Below are 22,205 nucleotides of genomic sequence, written 5' to 3'. Positions count from 1 at the left end.
CAACCGATCGGATAGGCCTTTTTGCCAAAAGCCTGGGAGAGGTTGGCATGATCGTGTTTGGTTCGACGCTTTCGCCCTATGTGCGCAAGGTCATGGTGTTCGGTGCCGAGAAGGGCCTGGAACTCGAGTTGCAGCCCGCCGGGATGGGGCGGGGGAGCCCGGAATTCATGGCTGCCAGCCCGTTCGGCAAGATGCCGGGCTTCAAGGACGGCGATTTCCTGATCTCGGACAGTTCGGCGATCGTCGCCTATCTCGATGCCAAATATCCCGAGCCCAATCTGATCCCTGCCGAGCCGCAGGCCCGCGCCCGCACGATCTGGTTCGACGAGCTCGCCGACACGATCATGATGGCGGCCGGGAGCGCGATCTTCGGCCAGCGCTTCGTGCGCCCGCGCGTGCTCAAGATGGAATGCGACCATGCGGCGGCCGATGCCGCCGAGCGCGACCTGATGCCGCCGATCCTGGCGTATCTGGAGGGCGCGATCCCCGCGAGCGGGTTCCTGGTCGACGATCGGCTGACGCTGGCGGACATCGCCGTGGCGAGCCCGCTGGCGACGCTGGGCTGCATCGGCGTGACTGTCGATTCGGCACGCTATCCGCGGCTCGCCGCCTGGGTTGCCTCGATGCATGCCCGGCCGAGCTTCGCGGCGATCATCACGCGTGACCGCGCCATGGTCGATGCAATGGGCGGGCCGGTGGCGCGCGAGGCGGTTGCCGGCTAGGGTTGGACCTAGCCAGCACCGCGCGGCGCGCCTATCTGGGCGCCATGCGGTTCGCCTTCATCAAATGCCATGGCTCGGGGAACGACTTTCCCCTGATCGACGCACGCGCGCTCACCCTGTCCGACGCGGACTGGGCGGGCGTGGCGCGGGCGCTGGCCGATCGTGCCGGGCCGGTGGGCGGCGACGGGCTGCTGCTGCTCACCGCGGGCGACGATGCCGGGCATGATTTCGGCATGCGCATGTTCAATTCGGACGGATCGGAGGCGGAGACCTGCCTCAACGGCCTGCGCTGCACCGCGCGGCTGGGCTTCGAGCTGCTCGGGCTCGACCATGCCCGGGTGCGGCTGAAGACCAGCAGCGCGGAGGTCGCGCGCGCCGAGCCGCTGGCGCCCGGCGTGGTGACGATCCGCGAGACGGCCGGGCCGGCTTCGACGCGCACCGCCGATGTCGGGCTGCGCGTAGACGCAGCGGAGATCATCGACGCGCCGATCCCCGGCCTGCCGAGCGCGCGCGCCTTCACCGCGATCGCGATGCCCAACCCGCATCTCGTCACATTTGTTGAATCGGTTGATGAGGCCGAGCTGGTCGCGCTCGGCGACTGGTGCGAGGCAGGCCCCGAACTGATCCCGGCCCGCGCGAATGTCTCCTTCGTCGAAGTGCGCGGGCAGGACCTGTTCGTACGCACCTATGAGCGCGGCGTAGGGCTGACCGACAGCTGCGGCAGCGCCATGGCCTCCTCGGTCTATGCCGCGGGCCGCACCGGACGGGTGCCCTTCGGCACGGTGATGAAGGTGTTCAACAAGGGCGGGCTGGTGATGGGATCGTCCGATGCGGACGGCATGGTCACCATTCGCGGCAACGCGACCTTCCTCTACGACGCGACGATCGCCGTCGATCCGGCGGCGGGCATTGCGGAGACGCCGCTGGTCCATGCCCGGCGCGAGGACGAGGTCGTGGCCTGGGCCGCGGCGATCCCGGCCTAGGCTTCGACGAACCCCGCCAGGTTGGCGAGCGAGGATTTCAGTCCCTGGACATGGTCCTGCTTGCCGATCCCCTGCGGGACGTCCTCGCAGGTGATCGCGACGCGGGTGGCGCCGTCGGCCGGCTCCAGCGTCCAGGTCATGCGCATCGTGCCGGCAAAGGCCGGGTCTTCCGAATCGAACACCGCCGCCTGGACGATGCTCCGGCCCGGGTTCAGCGCGGTGAAGCGCACCTCGACGACATCAGCATGTTCGGAGGTCTTGCCCGGCGCGTCATGCTCGGGATCGTCGTACGACAGCGCCATGCGGTAGCCGCCGCCCGGCCGCGCATCGAATGCCAGCATCTCGCCGGTCATCCCTTCGGGCGGGAGCCAGCGCACCAGCTCCGCGGGATCGATGAAGGCGCGCCAGATCCGGCTGGCCGGCGCCTTGACGAGCCGGGAGGCGCGATCGGTGCGCGAGACCGTCCTCACCCGAACTCCACGGCCTCGAAGCGCACGGGGCGGCCGATCGCCCGGTTGGCGAGCTCGGCTTCCCACATCACCCGGTTGCCGCGCACGATCGTGCCGATCGGTTTGCCGGTCAACTGCTTGCCGGTGAAGGGCGACCAGCCACAACGCGAGGCAAGCCAGCTCTCCTCGATCGTCCAGCGTGCCTTGAGGTCGACCACGGTGAAATCGGCGTCATAGCCGACCGCGATGCGGCCCTTGCCGGCGATGCCGAAGATGCGCTGCGGGCCGGCGCTGGTCAGGTCGATTACCCGCTGCAGCGTGGTGCGGCCCTCGGCGACATGGTTGAGCATCAGCGGCAGCAGCGTCTGCACGCCGGGCATGCCGCTGGGGCTGTCGGGATAGGGCTTCGCCTTTTCCTCGCGGGTGTGCGGCGCGTGATCCGAGCCGAGCACATCGGGCACGCCCTGGTTGAGCCAGTGCCACAGCCCGTCGCGATGCGCCGCCGAGCGGATCGGCGGGTTCATCTGCGCGAAGGTGCCAATCGTGGGATAGGCCTCCTCGCCCGCCAGCGTCAGGTGCTGCGGGGTGACTTCGCAAGTGGCGATGTCCTTGTGCTGGCCCAGCAGCTCCAGCTCGGCGGGGGTGGTGACGTGAAGCACATGGATCCGCCGCCGCGCCGCGCGGGCGAGGCCGAGGATGCGGCGGGTGGCCAGCATCGCGCTCTCGTCGTCGCGCCATACCGGGTGGCTCGAAGGATCGCCGGGGACGCGTTCGCCCAGGCGGTCCTGCATGCGGAACTCGTCTTCGGCATGGATCGCGACGCGGCGATGGCCCGAGGCGAGCACGCGGGCGAGGTTGGCGTCGTCCGACACGAGCAGGTCGCCGGTCGAGGCGCCCATGAAGATCTTCACGCCCGCGGTGCCGGGCAGGCGCTCGAGCTCGGCGAGATGCTCGGCATTGTTGTTGGTCGCGCCGACATAGAAGGCATGGTCGCACCACATGCGATCCTTCGCCCGGGCGAGCTTGTCCTGCACCGCCTCGGCCGAATCGGTGTTGGGCTTGGTGTTCGGCATCTCGAACACCGCGGTCACGCCGCCGAGCACCGCCGCGCGCGCGCCGCTTTCCAGGTCTTCCTTGGCCTCGAGGCCGGGCTCGCGGAAATGGACCTGACTGTCGATCACGCCGGGCAGCACGTCGAGGCCGGTACAGTCGATCGTCTCGCCAGCTTCCAGCACGCCGCCGATCGCGACGATGCGGCCATCCTTCACGCCCACATCGGTTTCGGCAGGGCCACCGGGTAGGTGCACGCGACCGCCCTTGAGCTTCAGATCGACAATCATATTCCGCGCCTCTTCCGTCGCCCCCGGCCACCCCCTACCTGTTCGGCATGACCGATACCAGCACCAGACTAGCCGACCGCGCCCTGATCCGCATTTCGGGCGAGGATGTTCGTGGATTCCTCCAGGGGCTGGTGACGCAGGACATGGCGGGTGTCACGCCGGAGACGCCGCAATGGGCAGCCTTGCTGACGCCGCAGGGCAAGGCGCTGTTCGATTTCATTCTCTGGGCGGACGGTGATTCGATCCTGGTCGATTGCGAAGCGACGCAGCGCGAGGCGCTGGTGCGGCGGTTGAGCATCTACCGGCTGCGCCGCCCGATAACGATCGAGCCGATGGAGGGTGGGGTGCATTGGTCGCCGAATGCGGGGCAGGGCGTCCCCGATCCGCGCCTCGCGGCGCTCGGCCATCGCTGGCTGGGCTCGGCGGAGGGTGATGAAGCGAATGGTTGGCGAGGACATCGCCTGCGCCTCGGTGTCACCGAAGGCGTCGAGGAGCTGGGCCAGGACAAGACGCTCTGGCTCGAATGCAATGCCGGCGAGCTCGGCGGTGTCAGCTTCACCAAGGGCTGCTATGTCGGCCAGGAGAACACCGCGCGCATGCATTATCGCGCCAAGGTCAATCGCCGGCTTGTGGTCGCGCCGCTGGGCGAGCCGGGCGACCGGACGCGTATCGCCTATCCGGATCTTGGCCTGATGGTGGAATTGCGTCGGGTGGAGTCGCTTGGCGATGCACTGATGCCGCAGTGGCTGGCGGCGGCGCTGCAGGCGGAGGCGAGCTAGATTCCCAGCCAGCCCAGCCTGCCGGGCAGCGCGGTTGCGGCGTAGTCGATCTGCAGCACGCGGCGGCGTTTCGGTCGCGTGGCGGCATTCGAGGCATGAAGGATCGGCGTCGCATACGCCCAGACATCGCCGGCCTCGGCCAGGCAGGCATGGATGCCACAGGCTGCCACCGTCCGCTCGATGTCGCTCTCCGCAACCAGGGTTCGATGTGATCCGGGCGCAATCAGCAAGGGGGCGTTGTCGAGCGGTACCGGATCCAGGTGGACGCGCAGCGTCAGCATTCCGGCGAGCAACGCGAATGGTGGCGCGACATGGTGCATGCCGTGCTTGATCGTCCATGGGCCGAAACCGGCCACGTCGCAGCGTGCGGTGACGGCAATGGTGCGATCCTGATGCCAGCCCAGGGCCCAGTTGGTCCGGTCGTTCTTGTCGAACAGGATGGCGCGCACGGGCCGGGCATCCGGACCGAGGCGTCGAGCGGCGATTCGCCCGATCGTGCCTTGCGCTTCGAGCAGGTCCGGCAGGTCCGTTACCTCGCGAAGGCGTAACCCGGGACGATCGGCGGGCAGGCCGGCAAGCGCGGCCTCGATTCCGTTCCGTGCTGCCAGCGCCGCAGCGCGCAAATGCTCGGCGCCATCGCGCTCCAGGGACAGCGGCATCGTCGAATCGATCATCCGGATCGGGCTAGTGCGGCTCATGCCCGGAGCGCAACTGCCCAAAGAAAAAGGGAGGCCGGTTTCCCGACCTCCCCAATTCTGTCAGTCCCTTGGGACCGGTTTGGCTTAGTAGCCCGAACCCGGACCGTAGGTGACTTCCACGCGGCGGTTCTGCAGCTCGCGAACGCCGTCGGCAGTCTCGACGCGCGGCTTGCTCTCACCGAATGCTTCGGTCGAGATCGCACCGGCACCGATGCCACGAGCGGTCAGGTAAGCCTTCACCGAGTCAGCGCGACGCTGCGACAGGCCAACGTTGTAGCTGGCCGAGCCCGAGCGGTCGGCGTGGCCGGCCAGCATCACCTGTGCGTTGCCGCAGTTCTGGTAGTTGCTGATGGCGTTGTCGAGGATGCTCGCGGCTTCCGGCGTGATGTCCGACTTATCCCAGTCGAAGAACACGATGTACGGTCCCGGGGTGCAGACGACGGTCGGCGTCGGGGTCGGTTCCGGAGTCGGGGTCCAGGTCGGCGTCGGAGTGGGCTCCGGCGTCGGCGTCGGGGTCGGCTCGGGGGCCGGCGCACCGAAGTTGAAGGTCAGACCGCCGAGGATCGAGTGCGAACGGAACCGACCGTTGAGGGTGCGGCCCGAAGCATCCACCAGCGCGGTGGTCGAGCTGTTGAAGAAGCGATACTTCAGCGACACGTCGATCGAGTCCGACAGCGGAGCGCGAATGCCGGCAAGAGCCTGCCACGCGAACACGGTGTCCGAATCGTTCAGCGAGTCCTGGTAGCTGTTCAGAGCGAGCTTGCTCTTGACGCGCGCGACACCGACACCGGCGCCGACGAAGCCCTGAAGGCCATCATCGTCACCGAAGTCGAGCAGGCCGTTCACCATGAAGCTCAGGGCCGAAGTGCGGCCACCGGCATAGGCGTAGTTGCCCGGAGCGGCGTTGACGGCAGCGCCGGCAGCGGTGCGAACCGGCATCGTCACGGTGCTGACGATACGATTGACCGAAGCCTCGCGATAGCCAACTTCGGCTTCCGCACGGAACGGACCGAAGTCGTAACCGACGGTTGCGTCAGCGTCCCAGCCAGCCTTGTGGTGCGCAGTTACGACATCCTTGGCAGCGCCGATGTCGAACTTGATGTCTTCGACGAGCATAGCGCCGCCTTCGACACCCACATACCACGCATCGTCGCGGGCGAGGGCGGGCGTGCTCAGCGCGGTGGTCGCAAGTGCCAGAATTACGGCAAGCTTCCGCATCTTAATCCCCTTTCATGATTGTCACTACGGACAGCGAAAAACTCAGTACCGAAACGAAAGTTTCTGCGCAAGCGCACAAATCCGGGGACTGTTGCAGGAACGTCACAGTCAGCCGGAATGGATCAGGCCATGCGCACGCAATGCAACGATCACCGCAGAAATTGCGGCCCGCGCTGGCGCATCAACCACCGTCCCGCCTTCTGGTTCCGCAATTTCCGGCATTTGCGCGCCGACCACCTGTTGCCCTTCGACGACAACCCGACCATGCGCTTCGCCCTGGTGCCATTCGCCGTCGCGGAACAGGGCGTATCCGGCACCGTGGCCAAGCCAGAGGCGCATGCCCTCGCGCGGAGTTGCGAAGCGCCAGCCACCCTCCGTCCAGCCGGCGACGTCACCCCCATGACCTGACCAGGCTCCCACCGGCGCGCCACCCACGATCCAGCACTGGCCGGGAGCGGGGGTTTCCGGTGCGATGTTCAGGTCCGTCCCTTCGGCCGCCGCCTGGACCAGCAGGTCGAGCCGGACAAGCGCTTCATTGTGATGGATTTCCTTCTGCGCCTGCCCGGCGTCGAGCAGCGGCAGGTCGAGTCGGCTGGTCATCTCGGTCATGCGGATTCTCCTTGATCGGGCAGGGTCAGCGTTGCGGGCGGGGAGGTTCCGGTGATGCCGAGCTGACGCACCTCGATTCTCGCCCCTCCTGCGATGGCGGCGGCCCCTAGTGTTATTTCGGGCGCCAGCGTCTCCACGGTCCATCCGATGCCGTTGTTCGGGATCAGGGTTACGCGGTAGCGCTCGCCGCCGGGCTCCGGAGCCAGGTCGCGCCCGTCCTCCCATCGCCAGTCCGACCGGCTGCGGCGCACCCAGGTCAGCCGGACCCCGCCGTTCGATAGCCTGCGGGCGAAGAGCTGAACGGGAGGGAGTGGCAGCAACGAGATGCCATTGATGGCAGCGAACGCCTGTGCGGCTTCGCCTACGTCTCCCGCGCCCTCGGCCAGCAGCCGCACCTCGGTGCCGATTGCGCCTAGCGGTACGTCGGTCATAGTGACTGTCCGGGCGTCGAGCAGCACGAAGCGGTTGCTCTCGACCTGGCTCCCGATCGCATTTTCGGTGCCACGCCGGCCGCGCCACAGGCCGGAAAGGCGCCATTGTCGTGCATCGAGCCGCTCGGCGCGCCTGAACTGGATCAGTTCGTCGCCCAGCATCGCGAGATTCGCTCCTGCGTCGAGCGCGATGTCATCCGCATGGTCGAGCAGCATTGCGGGATTGGCGAGTTCGACGACGACATGGTTTCTCCGGTCCTCGATCTGCGGCGCGGCGCGTCCGGGAGGCGTGCGGATCCGGCCGAGTACGGCGATGCCTTGCGTGCCGCCGATTTCCTGCCATGCCGTGCCGCCGTCGATGCTGAGCAGCAACGCCGCCCGGCGCCATCCCTCGGCTTCGCCGGCCGCGGCAATCGCGATTCTCGGGGTTGTTGCGGGCGCATCTTCGATCGGCGGGAGCTCGAACGCGTGCAGGATCGTACGTCCGATGGCCACGTCCCCGGCGCCGAGGGCGCGGCCTCCGCTGCCCGGCAGGGGGGCGACTTCGGGGGCCAGGGCAACGCAGTCGAGGGACACCGACATGCCCTCGAACTTCCAACCATCGACACGCCAGATGCCCGGCGTGCCCGCGATACGCACCCGGCTGCCGGGCGAGACGGCAAGCGCTTCCCAGCCCAGATGCACCGTCCGGCGGGTGCGTTCTGTGTCCGCGCGGAGCAGCGCGGCCTCGGCCAGCGTCCGCGCGGTCCCGGCGTCTATCGCGGCGGGCAGCTCGATTCGCATGTCCCGGCTGGCTGGACCGGTACCGCCGGCGCGCTGCAGGCCGATCTGCCAGTCGCGGGCTGGGTCGTAATGGCTGAGGCTCAGCGTGCGCGGCACCCGGGTCGCCGAGGCGACGCTGCGGTTCCCGCGCCCGTGCCCGCCGACGCCGCTGTCCTCGATCGTGATCGCCTCGCCGGTGCCGCAGTGCAGCATCGGTCCCTCGCCGAACCAGCCGCCCGCAGCCTGGCCGAGCACTTCGACTATGCTGGCCAGGCTCGCGCCCTGCGCGGCGAAGCCTGCCAGGGCAACGCTCGGATCGGCCTGGTTCAGCGCGCCCAGGGCCACGGCGATGTCGCCGGCCGGCACCGGGGCCGCATCGGCCTCCACTTCGAAGCTGAGCGACGGGATGCGGTTCCCCCAGGGGCCGAGTTCGAGATCCTCGAACACGGCATAGGCGATACCGCGATGCGCCGGTGCCCGTCCGGCACCTTCCGCCGCCACGATCAGCGGATCGGCGGGCTGGTCCTCGCCGCCCAGGTGCAGCCGGAAGCCGGTGCGGGCCTTGAAGTCGCCGGCGGCGCCGCGCAGCAGCTGGCCGTCCGCCCAGATCCGTCCCACGCCCAGGATCGGCCGCGCCGAAAGCGCCACCGCCAGGCTGGCGGTGTAGCTGTAGGTCGTGGTGCTCGGGCGCCCCTTGCCGCCCGATTGCCGGTCGCGATGCTCGACCAGGTCGGTCGCCCAGATCACCGATCCGGCCACGCGCATCGTCCCGAAGAGCTTCGGGACCTGCGTGCCATAGGAGGAGGTCTGCACCTTGAGGTCGCTCAGCCGGGGTCCCTCGCGGCCCTTGGGCTTGAACAGGATCTCATGGTCGATGACGTTGCCGATCATCGATCCGATCGCCGCGCCCGCCGGACCGCCGATCAGTCCGCCGGCGACGGTGAGCACCAGGGTCGCCATTGTCAGTCCTCCGATTTTCGCCAGCGGCCGATCACCGGCCAGGGGAGCGGGTCGGGCCGCTCGACCACCCGGCGCAGCATCGCGTCGGCATGGATCAGCCCGGTCCCGCTATCGATGCCGAGGTGCAGCTGCCCCGGCCCGCTCGCGAGCAGTACCAGGTCGCCGGGTTGCCGCGCTTCGGTCATGACCAGCCCAAGCGACGCCGCCACCCTGGACACCCGTGCCCGGTCGTCGCTCCGCATCGCATAGCCAGCGGGTATCGCGGCGCCATATGCCCAGCCCGCCAGCCCGACACAGTCGAGCCCCTCGCGTGTCCGGCCCCGCGGCCGGAAGCGCACGCCGATCATCGCGCGGGCACGCGCAAGCACCGCGCTCATCCGCCCGGATAGCGGGTCAGCAGGTCGATGCCGGGCAGATAGGGCTCGCCCCGGAAGTTGACCGCATTGCCGAACCGCTCCGCGCAGGTCGCCAGGCGCCGGTCGCACCCCTCGACGAGCAGCACGCGTCCCGGCGCGTCGAAGCGCGGCGGCCGGCGCAGGGTCAGCGTCGTACCGGCTGAGCCGAGGATCGCGTCCTCCAGCCCCGAATTGGCGCCGCTGATCCAGCGCAGCCGGCCCTGGGCATAGCCATTGGCCACCGGCTCCCCGGTATCGAGGGTCACCACATTGTCGACGATCGCCGTCACTCGGGCGAAGCGCCGGCGCCCCGCCATTGCCACCCGGCATCTTTTGTCGCCCAGCTCGGCCCGGCATTCGGGCGAGGTCTCCTCGACCACCGGCCGCTCGAGTGCTGCCATCGCCCCGCGCAGCTCGGCGGTGAGCATGCCGTCGCGCGTCTCGAGCCCGCCGATCGTCCCTTCGCCCAGCGCCACCTGCCGGGCCGGATCGGTCCAGTCACAGGCAAAGATCGCCACCCGCGCGCCGTCCCAGCGCCCGGCGAGCAGGTCCGCCTCGCCGATCGCCTCGCTGGTCAATGCACCGGTCACGTCCATGCTCGCCGGATCGAGCCCGGCCCCCCGCGTGATCGCGCTCGGCACCATGCCGGGTGCCGCCTGGTGGACCAGCCCGTCCCATTCGATGTCCCGGTCATGCGCGGTCAGCCCGATCGTCACCCCGTCGCGCCGTTCGATCCGCCAGCACAGCGCCAGCGTGGTGAGCGCTTGCGCCAGCCAGCTCATTCGCGGATCTCCACCAGCGGCACCGAGGCGAGCGCCCCGGCCTGGAAGGTCGCGCGGCTCACGCGCAGCTGATCCTCGGCGAAGCGCACCGGCACGTCGAAGATAAAGGTCGCGCTCACGGCAACGTCCTCGGCCGGCGCCAGGCCGAGTGTCACCACGCCGCCTTCCCCCAGTACGAAGTCTTCGGTCTCCATGCCGTCGATCATCACCTGCAGCGTCGCCGCCACCGGCCGGGTGATCCGCCGCACCACGCTTCCATAGGTCCGCACCAGCGGGAAGCGCTGGTTGGTGCCGTCCCCAAAGCCGATCAGCTCGTCCACCGCGACGCAGTCGAACGGATCGCGCAGCCGGAAGCCGCGTGCCGGCCCCATCCGCGCCCGGAAAAAGGCGAGCAGTTCCATGATGTCCGTCTCGGAGCGCAGCCCCGGCCCGACATCATAGCGGGTCCGCGCCTCCGCCCATTCGGCATTGCGCCTCTCGCGCCCGCCCGCGCTGGTCACGATCGAAGTCGAGACCTCGGGGGCCACTTCCGCTTCGCGGCCCAGCGCGAGCGGAAACAGCACGTCGTCGAACGCATCCATTGCTTCCTCCGTTTCGAAATGCACGAAGCCGTCGCGCAGCACCTGGGGGAGCGCCCAGACATAGGTCTGGGCCACCCCGCGCCGCCGCGCCCGTCCGGCCGCCGCCGCGACATTGGGCCATTGCCGGCGATCCTCGTGCCGCAGCACGAAGCCTGCCAGATAATGCTGATCCTCCGCCGGATAGCCGAGCCGCGCCTCGATCGCGGCGATTCCGCGCGCGCTCGCCGCCACATTGCCGGCCGCCGCCCAGTCATAATCCTCGAGCTGCAGCACATTGAAGGCAGGCCGGGCCCAGCCGATCGGCACATTGGCCTTGGGCTGAACCAGCGCGGTCGGTGCATAGACCAGCAGCAGCGTCTCCGCGTCCGCCGCCACCTCGCGCACCGCATCGCGCAGCGCCAGCGTCGATGCCGCCAGCAGCGCGCCGGCCGCTTCCTCGATGTCGCTTGCCCCGGCCAGCGCCGCCTGCGTCGCCGCATCATGGATGCACAGGCTCCCATCGGGCAGCGTCCACCACCAGGGCTCGCCGATCTGGAAGCGCACGCGCAGCCCGGCCGCCTGCGCGATCCCGGCAAACTCCCGCGCCACCGCCTGCAGATAGGCCATCGCGCCGCCATGCGCCGGCGAGAGCAGGGTCGAAGGCGGCTCCCATCCGGTCAGCGCCGGCGAACCATCCGCTGCGCGCTGCTTCCAGTCGCCCCAGCAATTCTGGTCGAGCAGTTCATAGGAAAGCGACAGGATTAGTTCGTAGCCCAGCGCCCTGGCCCGCGCCGCAAAATCGGCATGCCAGGCCCGGCAGGCGACATTCAGCGCGGTCGCGCCAAGGCTCGCATAATGGCCGCCCGAACTCGCCTCGAGCCGGAAATAATGGCTCATCCCGACATAGTGCAGGATCGTCCCGCGCCAGCCGAGCTGGACGATGTTGCGCAGCAGCCGCTCGGGCGTCAGGTGGTAATTGTCGTCATAGCCGTTGGCGATGCTGAGACCATGCTCGGGGACGATCACGTCGCCAGCCGCCAGCACCGCGCCCGATCCCTCACAGGCGATGTCGCTCAGCTCAGCCCATCCCTCGGCCGGCACTGCAAGATCGGCGTCCGCGCCGCTATAGCCCGGCGCGACCAGTGATACGAACATCCGGTCGACATCGCCGGCCCAGACCGGATCTGCCTCGTCGGGCAACAGATAGCCGCCCTGCACGCTGGCGAAGTCGATTGAGACCAAGGCGTCTTCGCCCGACCCTTCGGCATAGTTCCACAGCCGAACATACCAGGCGCGCGGCGCGCCCGCGGCATCGCGTCCCTCGATCGTCAGCACCGGTCCGTGCACGCCATCGAGCGGCTTCACGCCCGACGAGCGCCAGCGAAAGCGAAGCCGGCAGGCGCGGAAGTCGCGTGCCGTCTCGTAGCGCAGCAGAGGATGGTCGTGCCGGTCCTCGGCTTCCCAGATCAGCCCGGCCAGGTCGTCCTGGCGGTAGAAGACCGCGTCCACCCGCAGCGCATCGGGTGCGGTGGTGATGACCGATGCCATCATCGGCCGCGGGAAATTGACCGTCCAGTACGCGGGATCGAAGCGCGAGAGCACGCCCTCGGCCTGCCCGCGGCGCGCATCGGCGAGCCACCAGCCCATCTTGTTACTCCCGATCTTGAGTTGTGCCCCTCCACAGAGGTGGCCGGCATTCGCGGGTGCCGGAGCGAAATCGCGGGCTTGCGCCAGCTTGGATTGGCGCTGGCCCGCCGATAGGTTTGCGCCGATGGATTTCCGCACCCTTTTCCGTTCGCCTCAGGTGCGTGCGATCTATTTGTCGTCGTCGCCGCTTCTCGCGTTCGGCGCGGGGCAGCTCCCGTTGATCGGCGGCAGCTATCGGAACGCCATCGGAGACAGCACTTTGGGCTTCCGCATCGAGGGCGATCACTACAAGCTGTCGGGGGGCGCATGGCCCGAGACCGTGGCGCTCATCCCTGTCGCCGGCCGTGCCGATGGCTTTGTCTTCCAGCAATCCGATGGCATGGGAACCGCATTTTATGGTGCCTTGCGGCTTCAGCGGTGGGAGCCCGGTTTCGCCTTGTTCTCGCCCGAGAAACTGCCTCGGGATGCGCTTCGCGCGGCCCGGCGGAACGGGGCAGTGCAGCAAGCCGCGGGCTGTGTTTTCGCGACGCCGGCCGCTTTGCTTTCCGCGCTGGTTCCTCTGGCGTTCGGCGCACCGGAGCGATGCTGGGACGTGTATCACCCGGCCTGAATCTGGAGGCAACCGTCAACGCGGTGGGTGACGCTCGGTTCGATGCCTCCGCTTGCCATCAATAGCCCGCAACTACAGCATAATGGTGCATTTTTCGGAGCGCGTCCGTCTTGCCCGGCGGCCGCTGGCTGCGCCACTGACGATGGCGGGCGCGTAGCTGCCCCCAACAAACCATGAGGTGTCGAATGCTTGCCGAGTTGCTTCTCGCCCTGTCGCAGGTCGTTCCCTCGGAAGACATCGTGGTTTCGGGCCGGTCGTCGGAAGATGCCGCGCGCCGCTATGTCGAGAACGTCGCGCCGGTCGTCCCCTTCGATGCGCCGTTCGCGCGCTTCTACGATCCCGTCTGTGTCGGTGTCGCCGGCCTGCCGACCGAGGCTAACCGGGTTGTCGCCGATCGCGTCGGTGAAATCGCGCGCTCCGTGAAGCTTCGGGTCGGCGATCAGGGATGTACGCCGAATCTGCTCGTGCTTTTCGTGCCCGACGGCAAGGCCGCGGTCGGCAAGCTCAAGCACGCCAATGCCCAGGGCGCCAACAGCCAGACCCTCACCGATCTGCGCCGGATCGCCGCGGAACCGGGGGCCGCCCGCGCCTGGATTGAAGTGGAGACGCGCAGCCGCGACGGAGACCGCCCGCGCTACACGCCGGGCTCCGCGCCGGACCTGCGCCTCTCGACCTCGAGCCGGCTCTCCGCATTGACCCGACGGGACATATTGAGCGCGACCGTGCTGATCGATCGCGACGCGATGGCGGACCGCGATCTTCGTCAAGCCGCCGACTATGCCGCGATGCGCGCGCTGAGCGGCGCCCGCCTGCGCGAGGCGGCTGGCCAGAACTCGATCCTCTCGGCCTTCACGCCCGATGGCGACGATGCCGCACCCACTGCGCTGACCGCCAATGATCGCGGCTTCCTCGACGGCCTCTATTCCGGAAACGGGAACGCCTTCTCGATGATGAAGAAGCAGGCGATCGTCCGGAGCATGGTGCGCGAGAAGGATATCGCGCCTTAGGTCCTATATTCGGTTCCCCGGCGAAGGCCGGGGGCCAGTCTCGGCCCACTGTCGATGGCGCGGGAACCTCTCGAACGGCATCGCTATCGGATACGCCCTAGTCCACTCCCGCCAACGCCGCCCGCACCGCCCGCGCCACCTGGCGGCTCGATTGCGCCAGCGCGCGCGGCGCCACATCCGCAGCCGCATTCACGGTGATCGCCACCCGCACGTCGCGCCCACCGCCGCCCGCCGGCACCGCGACGCTCCCCGCGCTCGCCGGCACGAACAGTTCCGGCCCGCGTTCGCCCACCCAATAGGGCCGGCCGGGGCTCACGGGTCCGCCGGTCGCCCGGCCCGGCGATCCGAACAGCGACATCACCAGGCTGGTCAGCGCGGAAAGCCCGCCATCGCCCGATCCGCCACTGCCGCCGCCGGCGATCGAGGCGATGCCGTCGCGCAGTGCCGCGCGGGCGATCTCGTCCATCACGCTCAGTGCGACGCGCTTCAGATCCTCGAAGCCGAACTTGCCGGTGCGTACGGCGCGCAGCAGGGCGTTTTCGATCGCCCGCCCGGCGCGTTCGGCGCCGGCGCCCATCGGCCCTTCCAGCCCGCTCCGCATTTCCTCGACATCGCGGGCAAAGGCGCGGGTATCCGCACGCACGCTGACGATCAGCCGCTCGATCTCTTCCTCATCCATCGGGAAATTGCTCCTTGAGCCGCGTCATCATGGCGGTGTCGGGTGGCAGCTCGGCCTCGCCGCGGATCGCATCGAGCAGCGCGCCCAGCTCGGCCGGGGTTGCCGCCCAGAAATCATCCGGCTTCCATCCGAACATCGCGCCCGCCGCGCCGGCCAGTCGCCGGGCATTGTCCGCGAACCGCATCAGCGCCCGGCCAGGATCTGCCCGATCAGCATGCGCAGCGCGGGGGTCAGCGCCTTGAGCCCCGCCGCCGCCAGCGCTTCGCCGAACGCCGCCCGGTCGATCGCCGGCGGTTCGCGCAGGCAATGCCAGAACAGCCCGGCAATCTCGGCAATGCCCAGCCGGCCCGAAGCCGCGCGCTCGACCAGTTCGAACAGCGGCCCGATCTCGGCTTCCGCCGCCACCAGCGCCTGGAAGCTCGGCCGCAGAACATGGGTGACGCCGTCCAGCACGAGTGCCGCCTCGCCCCGCTCGGGGTTTGCCGCCGCGCTCATGCCGACACCACCGGCCCGGAGCTTTCCAGGCTAAGCGTGTAGCTGCGCTCGCCGTTGAAATCCCCGGCATAGTCGAGCCGCGTCACCAGGAAGCGCCCGGTCATCGTCTCGCCGCTCTCGAAGCTGAGCCGATAGTCATCGATCGCGCCCGAGAGCGCATTGGCCTTGAGCCGTGCTTCCGCGATCGATCCGGTGAACACCCCGGCGCCCGATACGCTCACCGATCGGACGCCCGCGCCGGACAGCAGCTCGCGCCACCCGCCGCTGTCCTTGCTGGTGATCGCCACCATCTCGCCGTTCACGCTCAGCTGCGTGGTGCGCAGCCCCGCCACGGTGGCGTACACCACCGGCGTCGCGCCGTTCCCCACCTTGAGCAGGAACGCGCTGCCCTTTTCTGCCGCCATGTCTCTCTCCTGTCAGAGTTCGCTGCGGAGCATCCGCACGCGAAATTCGCTCACCGATTGCCAGCGCGAGTCCCCGTCACGGGATATCCGCGAGCGCAGCAGCACCAGGCTGGCGATCGCCCAGCCCTGGCCGATGCCGCGGGGCATCGCCGCGATCCGGTCCTCGACTTCGCCGGCCAGCGCGCGCAACCGGGCAGGGCGCTCGCCCGCGTCGAACAAGGTGATCGCGAACCGCCCCTCGCGCCCGGCCATGTCCTTGGTGCCCCAGTCGGTCAGCCAGGCTTCCTCGACCAGCGCATAGGGCCGCGCGGCGCGCACCGGCGGCGCGTCGAACACTGCCGTCACCTCGAGCCCGGCCAGCGCCTCGACCAGCGCCGCCTGCAGCACTTCCTGCACGCTCATTTGAGCAGCCCTCCGATCCAGCGCAGCCGCGCGCGCAGCCCGCGCCCCTCGATCGCGATGCCGTCGTCGCGCAGCTCGACCCGCGCATCGGGCACCGCGGTGCGCACCGCTTCGGCGACCCGATCGATCGCCCGCCGCACCGCGTTCCTCATGTCGCCAGCCGCACGCGGCGATAGGGCCGCCACAGCGCGCTCACCGCCGCCGGCGGCGCCATGTCGCGCTCGCGATGGTCGAACAGGTGGGCGATCAGCAGCACCACGCCGGTCGCGATGGGCGGCGGCAGGTCGCCCCAACCCGCCGCCGTCCCCGCACGATAGGCGACGCTCTGCCGCCCGCGCGTGCGCACCCAGCCCACGCCCTGGGTGTCGATGTCGATCGCCACGTCGATCCCGGCATCGATCGCGGTCACCGGCAGCGCGGCGAGCGCCTGCCAGCGGTTCCTGGTATCCACGGTCTCGCCGAAGTCGCGCGCGATCAGCGCGGTGCCGGTGAAGCGCTCGGCCAGCGCCAGCGCGGTACCGGCCAGCGCCTCGATCAGCGCGTCCTCGCCGTCGCCCGCGATCCGCAGATGCGCGCGGGCAGCGTCGCGCGCGGCACCGATCACCGCGCCCGGAAAAGGCGGAAACTCCATCTCGCTCTCCGCATGTGAAAGGGGTGGGGCCGCCCTCCCCGGCGCGGCCCCGGGGAAGGATCAGGCCGCGAATTTCAGCAGCTTGATCGCTTCCGAATTGCTCACCATCCCGCCGACGCGCTTGGTCGCGTAGAAATGGACGAACGGCTTGTTCGAATAGGGATCGCGCAGGATCTGCGTCTCGCCGCGCTCGGCGATCAGGTATCCCGCCTGGAAGTTGCCGAAGGCGATCGACAGGCTGTTCGCCGCGATGTCGGGCATGTCCTCGGCCTCGACCACCGGATAGCCGAGCAAGGTCGCCGGCTGCCCCGCCGCCAGCCCCGGCTGCCACAGCAGCGCGCCGTCGCTCGTCCGGAACTTGCGTACCCGGGCGAGCGTCGCCGAATTCATCACCCAGCTCGCCCCCTGGCGGTACGGCGCGCGCAGCGCCTGGACCAGGTCGATCAGCTTCTCCTCGGGATTGGCCGCGAAGCCGCCCGCCGCGCCGCTCACCAGATATTGCAGCGTCCCGAACGCCCGCACGCCGTCGCCGGTTGCCGCATTGGGCGCCGCCAGGAAGCCGCGCGGCTGTTGACGCCATTGCCGCCGACAAACGCCGCACCCTCCGCCGCCGCGAACTCGCGCGCGATCTCGTCGCTGAGCCAGCTCTCGACATCGAACGCCGCGTCGTCGAGCATCGCCTGGCTCGCCGCCGGATTGGCATAGAGGTCGCCCATCGGCGGCGCGACTTCGTTGAACACCGGCGTGTCGGTCTCGTCGCGCGCCGCGGTCTCCGCCGCCCAGCCGCTCTCGAACCCGCCGCTCGCCACCAGCTTGCGGTAGCCGCTTGAGCCCACCCGCACCACGCTGGCGATGCTCCGGATCGGCGACACCGCCTTCAGCGTCGCATCGATCCGCGCATCGAGCTCGTCGGGCACCGCATAGCCGCCCGCGGCATCGCTCGCCCCGCTCATCGCCTTGGCCTCGAGCCCGCCGCCCGAGCGCAGGAAGCTCTCGAACGCGCTCCCGCCGATCGGCCGCGCGCCTTCCAGCATCGGCCGCTCCGGCGGCAGCCCGCTGCGTTCCACTGCCTCGAAGCTCGCCTCGAGCGCATCCGCCTTCACTTCGATCATGCCCGTCTCCCGTCCACGCCAAAAGCCCGGACGGGAGCATCCCGCCGGGTCAGAAATCCCATTTCGAAAGGTCAGTCCAGCGCGTGCACCCGCGCCAGCGGCTGCATCGGGCTTGCCACCAGGCTCACTTCGACCAGGTCGAGCGACGTGATCTCGCGCACGTTGCCGCGCCGCGCTTCCTTCACCCGATATCCGAACGAAAGCCCGGTCACCGCGCCCGCGCGCAGCCGTTCGGCCAGCGCGCCTTCGGCCACTCGCCCGATCACGCGCAGCCCGCGCGCATCCTCGCCGATCGTCTCGATCTCGCCCACCGGCGCCCCGGCATGCTGCCAGAGCAGCGGCACCCGCCGCGCGCCCGCAAAGGCGCCCCTGCGCACGACATCGCCCCCGCGATCCACCGCGTCGAACACCGCGGCGTATCCCGCGAAGCGCACGGTCATTTGAGCCACCCGGGGAAACCGAGCTTCACCGCCAGCCCGACCAGCAGCAACGCCGCCGCCATCCGCCCGGCCCATTGGAACGCCGCCTTCAGTGCCGAGCGCTTGGCGTCGCGCCATGCCCCCAGCAGCTCGCGCAGCTCGCCCATGTCCTTGGCCGCGCCGGCATCGGCCAGCCCCAGCCGGGTCAGCGCCCGCTGCGCCCCCAGCTCGCCCGCTTCCTCGGCGATCGCGCGCAGGGTCACCAGCCCGGCACCCTCCGCTTCGGCCTGCCCGATCAGCTGGGCCAGCATCTCACCGTTACTCATTTCACACCTACCATTTCACGCTTCTCGTCATCGCTGAGGAAGGGCGCGGCGCCGACCTGCGCCCAGAGCCGCTCGCGGTCCTCGGCCAGCGCGGTCAGCGCATCGAGGTCCACCGCCAGGCTCGCCCCCGGGAACCAGCCGACCAGCCCCTCGGCGATCCCGCTCAGTATCTTGTCGGCCAGCGGCAGGATCGCGAGCCGCCACAAGGCACGATTGGCCTCGCGATAATTCGCGTACGCCGCATCCCCCGGCAGCCCGAGCAGCATCGCCGGCACGCCGAACGCCAGCGCGATATCCCGCGCCGCCGCGGCCTTGAGCCCGACGAAATCCATGTCCGCCGGGGTCAGGCTCATCGCCTGCCATTTCAGCCCGCCCTCGAGCAGCATCGGCCGTCCGGCATTGGCGGCGCCGGCGAACCCTTCCTCCATCTCGCGCTTCAGCCGGGTGAACTGGTCGGCCGGCATCGCGCTGCCGTCGCCCGGATCATGGACCAGCGCGCCCGAAGGTCGCGCCGCATTGTCGAGCAGCGCCTTGTTCCAGCGCGCCGCTTCATTGTGGATCGCGACGGCACCTGAAGCCGCGCCCAGGCAGCCCAGGCCATAATGATCGTCGATCGGCGAGAAATTGCGCAGGTGGATCACCGCCGGCCGCCCGCCGCCATCCTCGGCCGCCAGCCGCGCCACCCGCTCGCCCACCTTGTAGCGATAGGCGACCGGCCAGCCCCGCGCGTCGGGCTCCACGCTCACTCGCTCGGGGCGCAGCGCATAGAGCTCGCGCACCGCGCCGCCGTCATCGGCCAGCACCTGGACATAGCCATTGCCGTGCAGCAGCAGCTGCGCCGCCAGCGTCTCGATCAGCGGCTGGCCGCCGCTGCGCGCCGTCACCAGCGCGAGCAGCGCCGGATCGCTGGCCTTCAACGCCGCGCTGCCCGCGCCCTCGGCGACCAGCTTCACCGCCCGCTGCGCCACCGGATTGTGGCAATAGGCGTCGCGCACCTGTGCCTCGTAGCTGCGCGGCCATTCGCCCACGCTGCCGGCGAAGCTGCCCGCGCGCGACAAAGCCGGCCGCGCGCCTTCGCGCACGGACTTTCGCCCGAACCATTTCATGCGTTGCTCCTGAAAATCGAGGGTCTGCTGGTTTGAAACGGAAGCTGCGAAGACGGACCTCTAAAATCCTCCCCCGGAGGGGGAGGAGTGATTAATGGCCAAGCCCTAACCCCCGCACCCACCAACCGCCCCCAACTCGCCGGCGCTCAGCTTCCCGTCGCGGTCGCAATCCCGCGTCCAGTATCCCGCCGCCAGCCCGGCGCGCGCGGCATCGATCGCCGGCCCGCTCCCCGGCACCGCGGCCGAGACCATCGCGCCAACCTCCGCCCGGTCCAGCCCGCCATCGCGGTCCGCATCGAAGCGCGCCACCAGCGCCGCGCTTCCCACATCGAGCGCGGCCCGCCCGATCGCGCACCCGCACAGCATCAGCATCCCGGCAAGCGCAGCCGCCCGCCGGGCCCGGATCGGTCCCGTCATCGCTTTTCTCCTGATTGAAACTCCCCTCCCTGCAAGGGAGGGGCCGGGGGTGGGTAGATGCCTGGCGATACTGCAGCTGGACGCAATGCCTCGCCGTATCGCGGGCAGGGACCCACCCCCATCCCCTCCCTTGCAGGGAGGAGAGATTTCATGACCTCGCTTATTCTTCCGTCATCCCCGCGCAGGCTGGAATCCAGGGCCCAGCAGGACAAACCCTCGATCCCACCCGCACGGGGATGACGCTGGGCGAGCTTGCCCGCCCAACTTCAAAAGCCCCACTCTTCACAAAACCCGGATCGCCGCCTTGCCCCTGCGCCCGAGCATCAGCTCGTGCAGCGCCCAGACCAGAGCGTCCGCGCGGTCCGGCGATCGGCCCGGCCCTTCATAGCCGCCGCCCATCACCAGCCCGCACAATTCGTCCTCCAGCGCCGGGAAGGCGCCGGCGTGCCGCACCTTGCCGCCTTCGTAGAGCAGGCTCACCGGCTCGGCGCGTGCCGCCTTGCCCTGGCTGGCATGCACCAGGGTCACCGGCAAATTGCTGTCGGCGCCGAGCAGCACGGCCTTCACCATCGCGCCGCCCTGGTTCTTCTCCGCCACTATCCGATCGGCATCGTGCCGCGCGGCACAGGCCGCCACCGCATGCGCCCAGCGCTCGGGCGATACCCCGTGCACGCTCGCATCCTCGAGCACATAGGCCTTGCCGTCGCGTCCCAGCGCCGCCGCCACGATCCCGCAGCTGTCGCCGCCGATCCCTGCCGGCGGATCGACGCCGATGATCCGGCGTACCAGCTCGGGCAATGCGTCCGCCCGGCAGGCGTCGAGCAGGTCGCGCGTCCACAGTGCGCCTTCCACCTGGTCGAGCATCTCGCCGTCCAGCTCCTGCCGGCCGAGCCTGCTGCCCGCATATTGCGCGGTCATCGCCTCGACGAAGCTTGCCGGCAGCCACGGATTGTCGCGCGTCTTGCCCAGGGTTTCGTGCACGCCGGGCAGCGCCATCACCATCCGCATCAGCTTGCCCGGGCGCGGAGTGGTGGTCACCACGATCTGCGGCATCTCGCCCACGCGCAGCGTCATCGCCAGATTGTCCCAGGCCGCCTGGCCGCCGCGCCCCCATTTGGCGAGCTCGTCGCACCAGGCGAAATGATGCTCGGGGCCGCGCAGGCTGTCGGGTGCTGCAGCCGAATAGACCTGGGCCTGCGCTCCGTTCGCAAAGCGCAGCGCGCCGGTGGTCCGGTGCCACACCAGTTCCTCATCCTCGCGGGCGCTGGCAAGCAGGCCGCCTTCGCCTTCCACCATCACCCGCTGCACATCGGCTTCATTGGCGCCGACCAGCGCGATCCGCGCACCGGGATGCGCGCGCGCCCGGGCCAGCACCCATTCGGCGCCCGCGCGGGTCTTGCCGAAGCCGCGCCCGGCGCGGATCAGCCAGATCCGCCAGTCGCCCTCCGGCTCGCATTGCCCGCGATGCGCCCATTGCCACCAGCGCTCGACATATTCGCGCTTCTGCGGGGCGCTCAGCGCGCGGATCGCATCGGCCCGCTTGTCGGGCGGATAGGTGAGCAGCCGCTCGAACGCGTCATTGGCCATCCTGCTTCTCCGCGCGCTCCGCGGCTTCGCGGGCCCGGGCGCGATCGATAGCGTCGAGCTTCCGCATGATGGCCGCATCGGTATCCTCGGGCCGCGCCCGCTTGAGCGGCGGGCCGCCCTTCCATTTGCCCTTCAGGCTGTTGCGATGCAGGCCGAGCAGGCGCATCGCCTCCTGCACATCGATCTCGCGCCCGTCGGCGCAAGCGATCGTCCTGCCGCCGCCGGCCAGGATATGGCCGAGCAGCTCGGTCTCCAGCATGTCATAGCCAAGCGCCAGCGCCTTGCGCCATTCCTCGGCGAATTCCTCGTCCTTGCGCCGCAGGTGATAGACGCTCGGCGGCGTCACCCCGGCGACATCGGCCGAGGCGCGGACATTGGCGGTGCCCGCCAGATGATCGAGGAATGCTTCGCGCTTGGTCTTGGACCAGCGCACCCAGTGCCGTCGCTTCTTCTCCACGGCGCCTCTACCGAAAAAGAAAAGGGCCGGATGGCGTTGCCGCCCCGGCCCGACTCGCAATTCTTCAGCGTTCCTGTTTTGTGCCATATCAGCGTGACGATGTCAAGCAAAAAGTGCCTATATGGTTCGTTGAAATGTGCGATTTCCGGTTCGTGGGAGGGGAATCCAAGGGAATGGCGGGTTCAGCGGTTCCCCGGGGGGGGGGGGGGCGGGGGGGG

General features: G+C 69.4%; 27 protein-coding genes and 1 pseudogene. 5 read left to right on the top strand and 23 right to left on the bottom strand.

What is annotated here, in order from left to right; all coding sequences use genetic code 11:
- Window positions 1-47 precede the first annotated feature (47 nt).
- Together AAHM44_RS00140 and dapF are read left to right on the top strand one after the other, a co-directional pair.
- Window positions 48-722 carry a glutathione S-transferase family protein gene (locus tag AAHM44_RS00140; protein ID WP_269573129.1) on the top strand — a complete coding sequence of 225 codons (675 nt, stop codon included), beginning with the start codon at window positions 48-50 and terminating at the stop codon, window positions 720-722.
- 44 nt (window positions 723-766) lie between these two features.
- Window positions 767-1,705, top strand: a complete 939-nt coding sequence (dapF, locus tag AAHM44_RS00135; RefSeq protein WP_269573128.1) for a diaminopimelate epimerase — start codon at window positions 767-769, stop codon at window positions 1,703-1,705.
- On the opposite strand, the gene AAHM44_RS00130 is transcribed toward dapF, so the two are convergent.
- Window positions 1,702-2,175: an SRPBCC family protein gene (locus AAHM44_RS00130; RefSeq protein ID WP_269573127.1), complete on the bottom strand. Its 474-nt coding sequence runs from the start codon at window positions 2,173-2,175 to the stop codon at window positions 1,702-1,704. The genes dapF and AAHM44_RS00130 overlap by 4 nt on opposite strands.
- Entirely contained in the window at window positions 2,172-3,494 is a 1,323-nt protein-coding gene (locus AAHM44_RS00125; protein WP_269573126.1) for a dihydroorotase, read from the bottom strand. The genes AAHM44_RS00130 and AAHM44_RS00125 overlap by 4 nt, the downstream gene beginning before the upstream one ends.
- 47 nt (window positions 3,495-3,541) lie before the next feature.
- On the opposite strand from AAHM44_RS00125, the gene ygfZ reads away from it, so the two are divergent.
- Window positions 3,542-4,273 (top strand): CAF17-like 4Fe-4S cluster assembly/insertion protein YgfZ, encoded by a 732-nt coding sequence (gene ygfZ, locus AAHM44_RS00120; RefSeq protein ID WP_342248577.1) that lies wholly within the window; start codon window positions 3,542-3,544, stop codon window positions 4,271-4,273.
- Here ygfZ and AAHM44_RS00115 read toward each other — a convergent pair.
- The 7 genes from AAHM44_RS00115 to AAHM44_RS00085 all read right to left on the bottom strand — a co-directional run bounded on the left by AAHM44_RS00115 (window position 4,270) and on the right by AAHM44_RS00085 (window position 12,335).
- Window positions 4,270-4,947, bottom strand: a complete 678-nt coding sequence (locus AAHM44_RS00115; RefSeq protein WP_342248576.1) for a phytanoyl-CoA dioxygenase family protein — start codon at window positions 4,945-4,947, stop codon at window positions 4,270-4,272. The two genes, ygfZ and AAHM44_RS00115, sit on opposite strands and share 4 nt — an antisense overlap.
- Window positions 4,948-5,055: 108 nt before the next feature.
- Window positions 5,056-6,189: an OmpA family protein gene (locus AAHM44_RS00110; protein ID WP_269573123.1), complete on the bottom strand. Its 1,134-nt coding sequence runs from the start codon at window positions 6,187-6,189 to the stop codon at window positions 5,056-5,058.
- Window positions 6,190-6,297: 108 nt separating this feature from the next.
- Window positions 6,298-6,798, bottom strand: a complete 501-nt coding sequence (locus tag AAHM44_RS00105; protein WP_269573122.1) for a DUF2793 domain-containing protein — start codon at window positions 6,796-6,798, stop codon at window positions 6,298-6,300.
- Window positions 6,795-8,951: a GTA baseplate fiber-binding domain-containing protein gene (locus AAHM44_RS00100; protein ID WP_342248575.1), complete on the bottom strand. Its 2,157-nt coding sequence runs from the start codon at window positions 8,949-8,951 to the stop codon at window positions 6,795-6,797. The genes AAHM44_RS00105 and AAHM44_RS00100 overlap by 4 nt, the downstream gene beginning before the upstream one ends.
- 2 nt (window positions 8,952-8,953) lie before the next feature.
- On the bottom strand, window positions 8,954-9,328 hold the full coding sequence (locus AAHM44_RS00095) for a peptidoglycan endopeptidase (RefSeq protein ID WP_269573120.1): 375 nt from the start codon (window positions 9,326-9,328) through the stop codon (window positions 8,954-8,956).
- Window positions 9,325-10,128: a DUF2163 domain-containing protein gene (locus tag AAHM44_RS00090; protein WP_342248574.1), complete on the bottom strand. Its 804-nt coding sequence runs from the start codon at window positions 10,126-10,128 to the stop codon at window positions 9,325-9,327. The genes AAHM44_RS00095 and AAHM44_RS00090 overlap by 4 nt, the downstream gene beginning before the upstream one ends.
- Window positions 10,125-12,335, bottom strand: a complete 2,211-nt coding sequence (locus AAHM44_RS00085) for a DUF2460 domain-containing protein (protein WP_342248573.1) — start codon at window positions 12,333-12,335, stop codon at window positions 10,125-10,127. Before AAHM44_RS00085 ends, AAHM44_RS00090 begins: the two co-directional genes overlap by 4 nt.
- Before the next feature lie 124 nt (window positions 12,336-12,459).
- Here AAHM44_RS00085 and AAHM44_RS00080 point away from each other — a divergent pair, with 124 nt between their 5' ends.
- Both AAHM44_RS00080 and AAHM44_RS00075 read left to right on the top strand, forming a co-directional pair.
- Window positions 12,460-12,945: a hypothetical protein gene (locus tag AAHM44_RS00080; RefSeq protein ID WP_342248572.1), complete on the top strand. Its 486-nt coding sequence runs from the start codon at window positions 12,460-12,462 to the stop codon at window positions 12,943-12,945.
- 185 nt (window positions 12,946-13,130) lie between these two features.
- Window positions 13,131-13,952 carry a hypothetical protein gene (locus tag AAHM44_RS00075; RefSeq protein WP_342248571.1) on the top strand — a complete coding sequence of 274 codons (822 nt, stop codon included), beginning with the start codon at window positions 13,131-13,133 and terminating at the stop codon, window positions 13,950-13,952.
- 97 nt (window positions 13,953-14,049) lie between these two features.
- Here AAHM44_RS00075 and AAHM44_RS00070 read toward each other — a convergent pair whose 3' ends face one another.
- The 14 genes and pseudogenes from AAHM44_RS00070 to AAHM44_RS00005 form a co-directional block, all read right to left on the bottom strand.
- Window positions 14,050-14,631, bottom strand: a complete 582-nt coding sequence (locus tag AAHM44_RS00070) for a tail tape measure protein (RefSeq protein WP_342248570.1) — start codon at window positions 14,629-14,631, stop codon at window positions 14,050-14,052.
- Window positions 14,624-14,815, bottom strand: a complete 192-nt coding sequence (locus tag AAHM44_RS00065) for a phage tail assembly chaperone (RefSeq protein ID WP_342248569.1) — start codon at window positions 14,813-14,815, stop codon at window positions 14,624-14,626. Before AAHM44_RS00065 ends, AAHM44_RS00070 begins: the two co-directional genes overlap by 8 nt.
- Window positions 14,815-15,126 (bottom strand): GTA-gp10 family protein, encoded by a 312-nt coding sequence (locus AAHM44_RS00060; protein ID WP_342248568.1) that lies wholly within the window; start codon window positions 15,124-15,126, stop codon window positions 14,815-14,817. The genes AAHM44_RS00065 and AAHM44_RS00060 overlap by 1 nt, the downstream gene beginning before the upstream one ends.
- Complete coding sequence (locus AAHM44_RS00055; RefSeq protein ID WP_342248567.1) at window positions 15,123-15,530, bottom strand: phage major tail protein, TP901-1 family; 408 nt, start codon at window positions 15,528-15,530, stop codon at window positions 15,123-15,125. The genes AAHM44_RS00060 and AAHM44_RS00055 overlap by 4 nt, the downstream gene beginning before the upstream one ends.
- 12 nt (window positions 15,531-15,542) lie before the next feature.
- Entirely contained in the window at window positions 15,543-15,932 is a 390-nt protein-coding gene (locus tag AAHM44_RS00050; RefSeq protein WP_342248566.1) for a DUF3168 domain-containing protein, read from the bottom strand.
- On the bottom strand, window positions 15,929-16,084 hold the full coding sequence (locus AAHM44_RS00045) for a hypothetical protein (RefSeq protein ID WP_342248565.1): 156 nt from the start codon (window positions 16,082-16,084) through the stop codon (window positions 15,929-15,931). Before AAHM44_RS00045 ends, AAHM44_RS00050 begins: the two co-directional genes overlap by 4 nt.
- Entirely contained in the window at window positions 16,081-16,563 is a 483-nt protein-coding gene (locus AAHM44_RS00040; protein WP_342248564.1) for a hypothetical protein, read from the bottom strand. The genes AAHM44_RS00045 and AAHM44_RS00040 overlap by 4 nt, the downstream gene beginning before the upstream one ends.
- A gap of 60 nt (window positions 16,564-16,623) precedes the next feature.
- A pseudogene (locus AAHM44_RS00035) lies at window positions 16,624-17,675 on the bottom strand (phage major capsid protein).
- Between the two features lie 71 nt (window positions 17,676-17,746).
- Window positions 17,747-18,115: an HK97 family phage prohead protease gene (locus tag AAHM44_RS00030; RefSeq protein WP_342248563.1), complete on the bottom strand. Its 369-nt coding sequence runs from the start codon at window positions 18,113-18,115 to the stop codon at window positions 17,747-17,749.
- Complete coding sequence (locus AAHM44_RS00025) at window positions 18,112-18,420, bottom strand: DUF6127 family protein (RefSeq protein WP_342248562.1); 309 nt, start codon at window positions 18,418-18,420, stop codon at window positions 18,112-18,114. Before AAHM44_RS00025 ends, AAHM44_RS00030 begins: the two co-directional genes overlap by 4 nt.
- On the bottom strand, window positions 18,417-19,526 hold the full coding sequence (locus AAHM44_RS00020; protein WP_342248561.1) for a phage portal protein: 1,110 nt from the start codon (window positions 19,524-19,526) through the stop codon (window positions 18,417-18,419). Before AAHM44_RS00020 ends, AAHM44_RS00025 begins: the two co-directional genes overlap by 4 nt.
- 105 nt (window positions 19,527-19,631) lie before the next feature.
- Window positions 19,632-19,943 carry a hypothetical protein gene (locus AAHM44_RS00015; protein ID WP_342248560.1) on the bottom strand — a complete coding sequence of 104 codons (312 nt, stop codon included), beginning with the start codon at window positions 19,941-19,943 and terminating at the stop codon, window positions 19,632-19,634.
- 282 nt (window positions 19,944-20,225) lie between these two features.
- Window positions 20,226-21,530 (bottom strand): DNA-packaging protein, encoded by a 1,305-nt coding sequence (locus tag AAHM44_RS00010; protein ID WP_342248559.1) that lies wholly within the window; start codon window positions 21,528-21,530, stop codon window positions 20,226-20,228.
- A complete protein-coding gene (locus tag AAHM44_RS00005; protein ID WP_342248558.1) occupies window positions 21,520-21,987 on the bottom strand; it encodes a hypothetical protein in 468 nt (155 codons plus the stop codon). Before AAHM44_RS00005 ends, AAHM44_RS00010 begins: the two co-directional genes overlap by 11 nt.
- Window positions 21,988-22,205: the final 218 nt, after the last annotated feature.

This window comes from Sphingomonas sp. OTU376, from assembly GCF_038440415.1.
In the GTDB taxonomy this organism is placed as follows: domain Bacteria; phylum Pseudomonadota; class Alphaproteobacteria; order Sphingomonadales; family Sphingomonadaceae; genus Sphingomonas; species Sphingomonas kyeonggiensis_A.
This window is presented reverse-complemented; position numbering and strand designations above follow the sequence as displayed.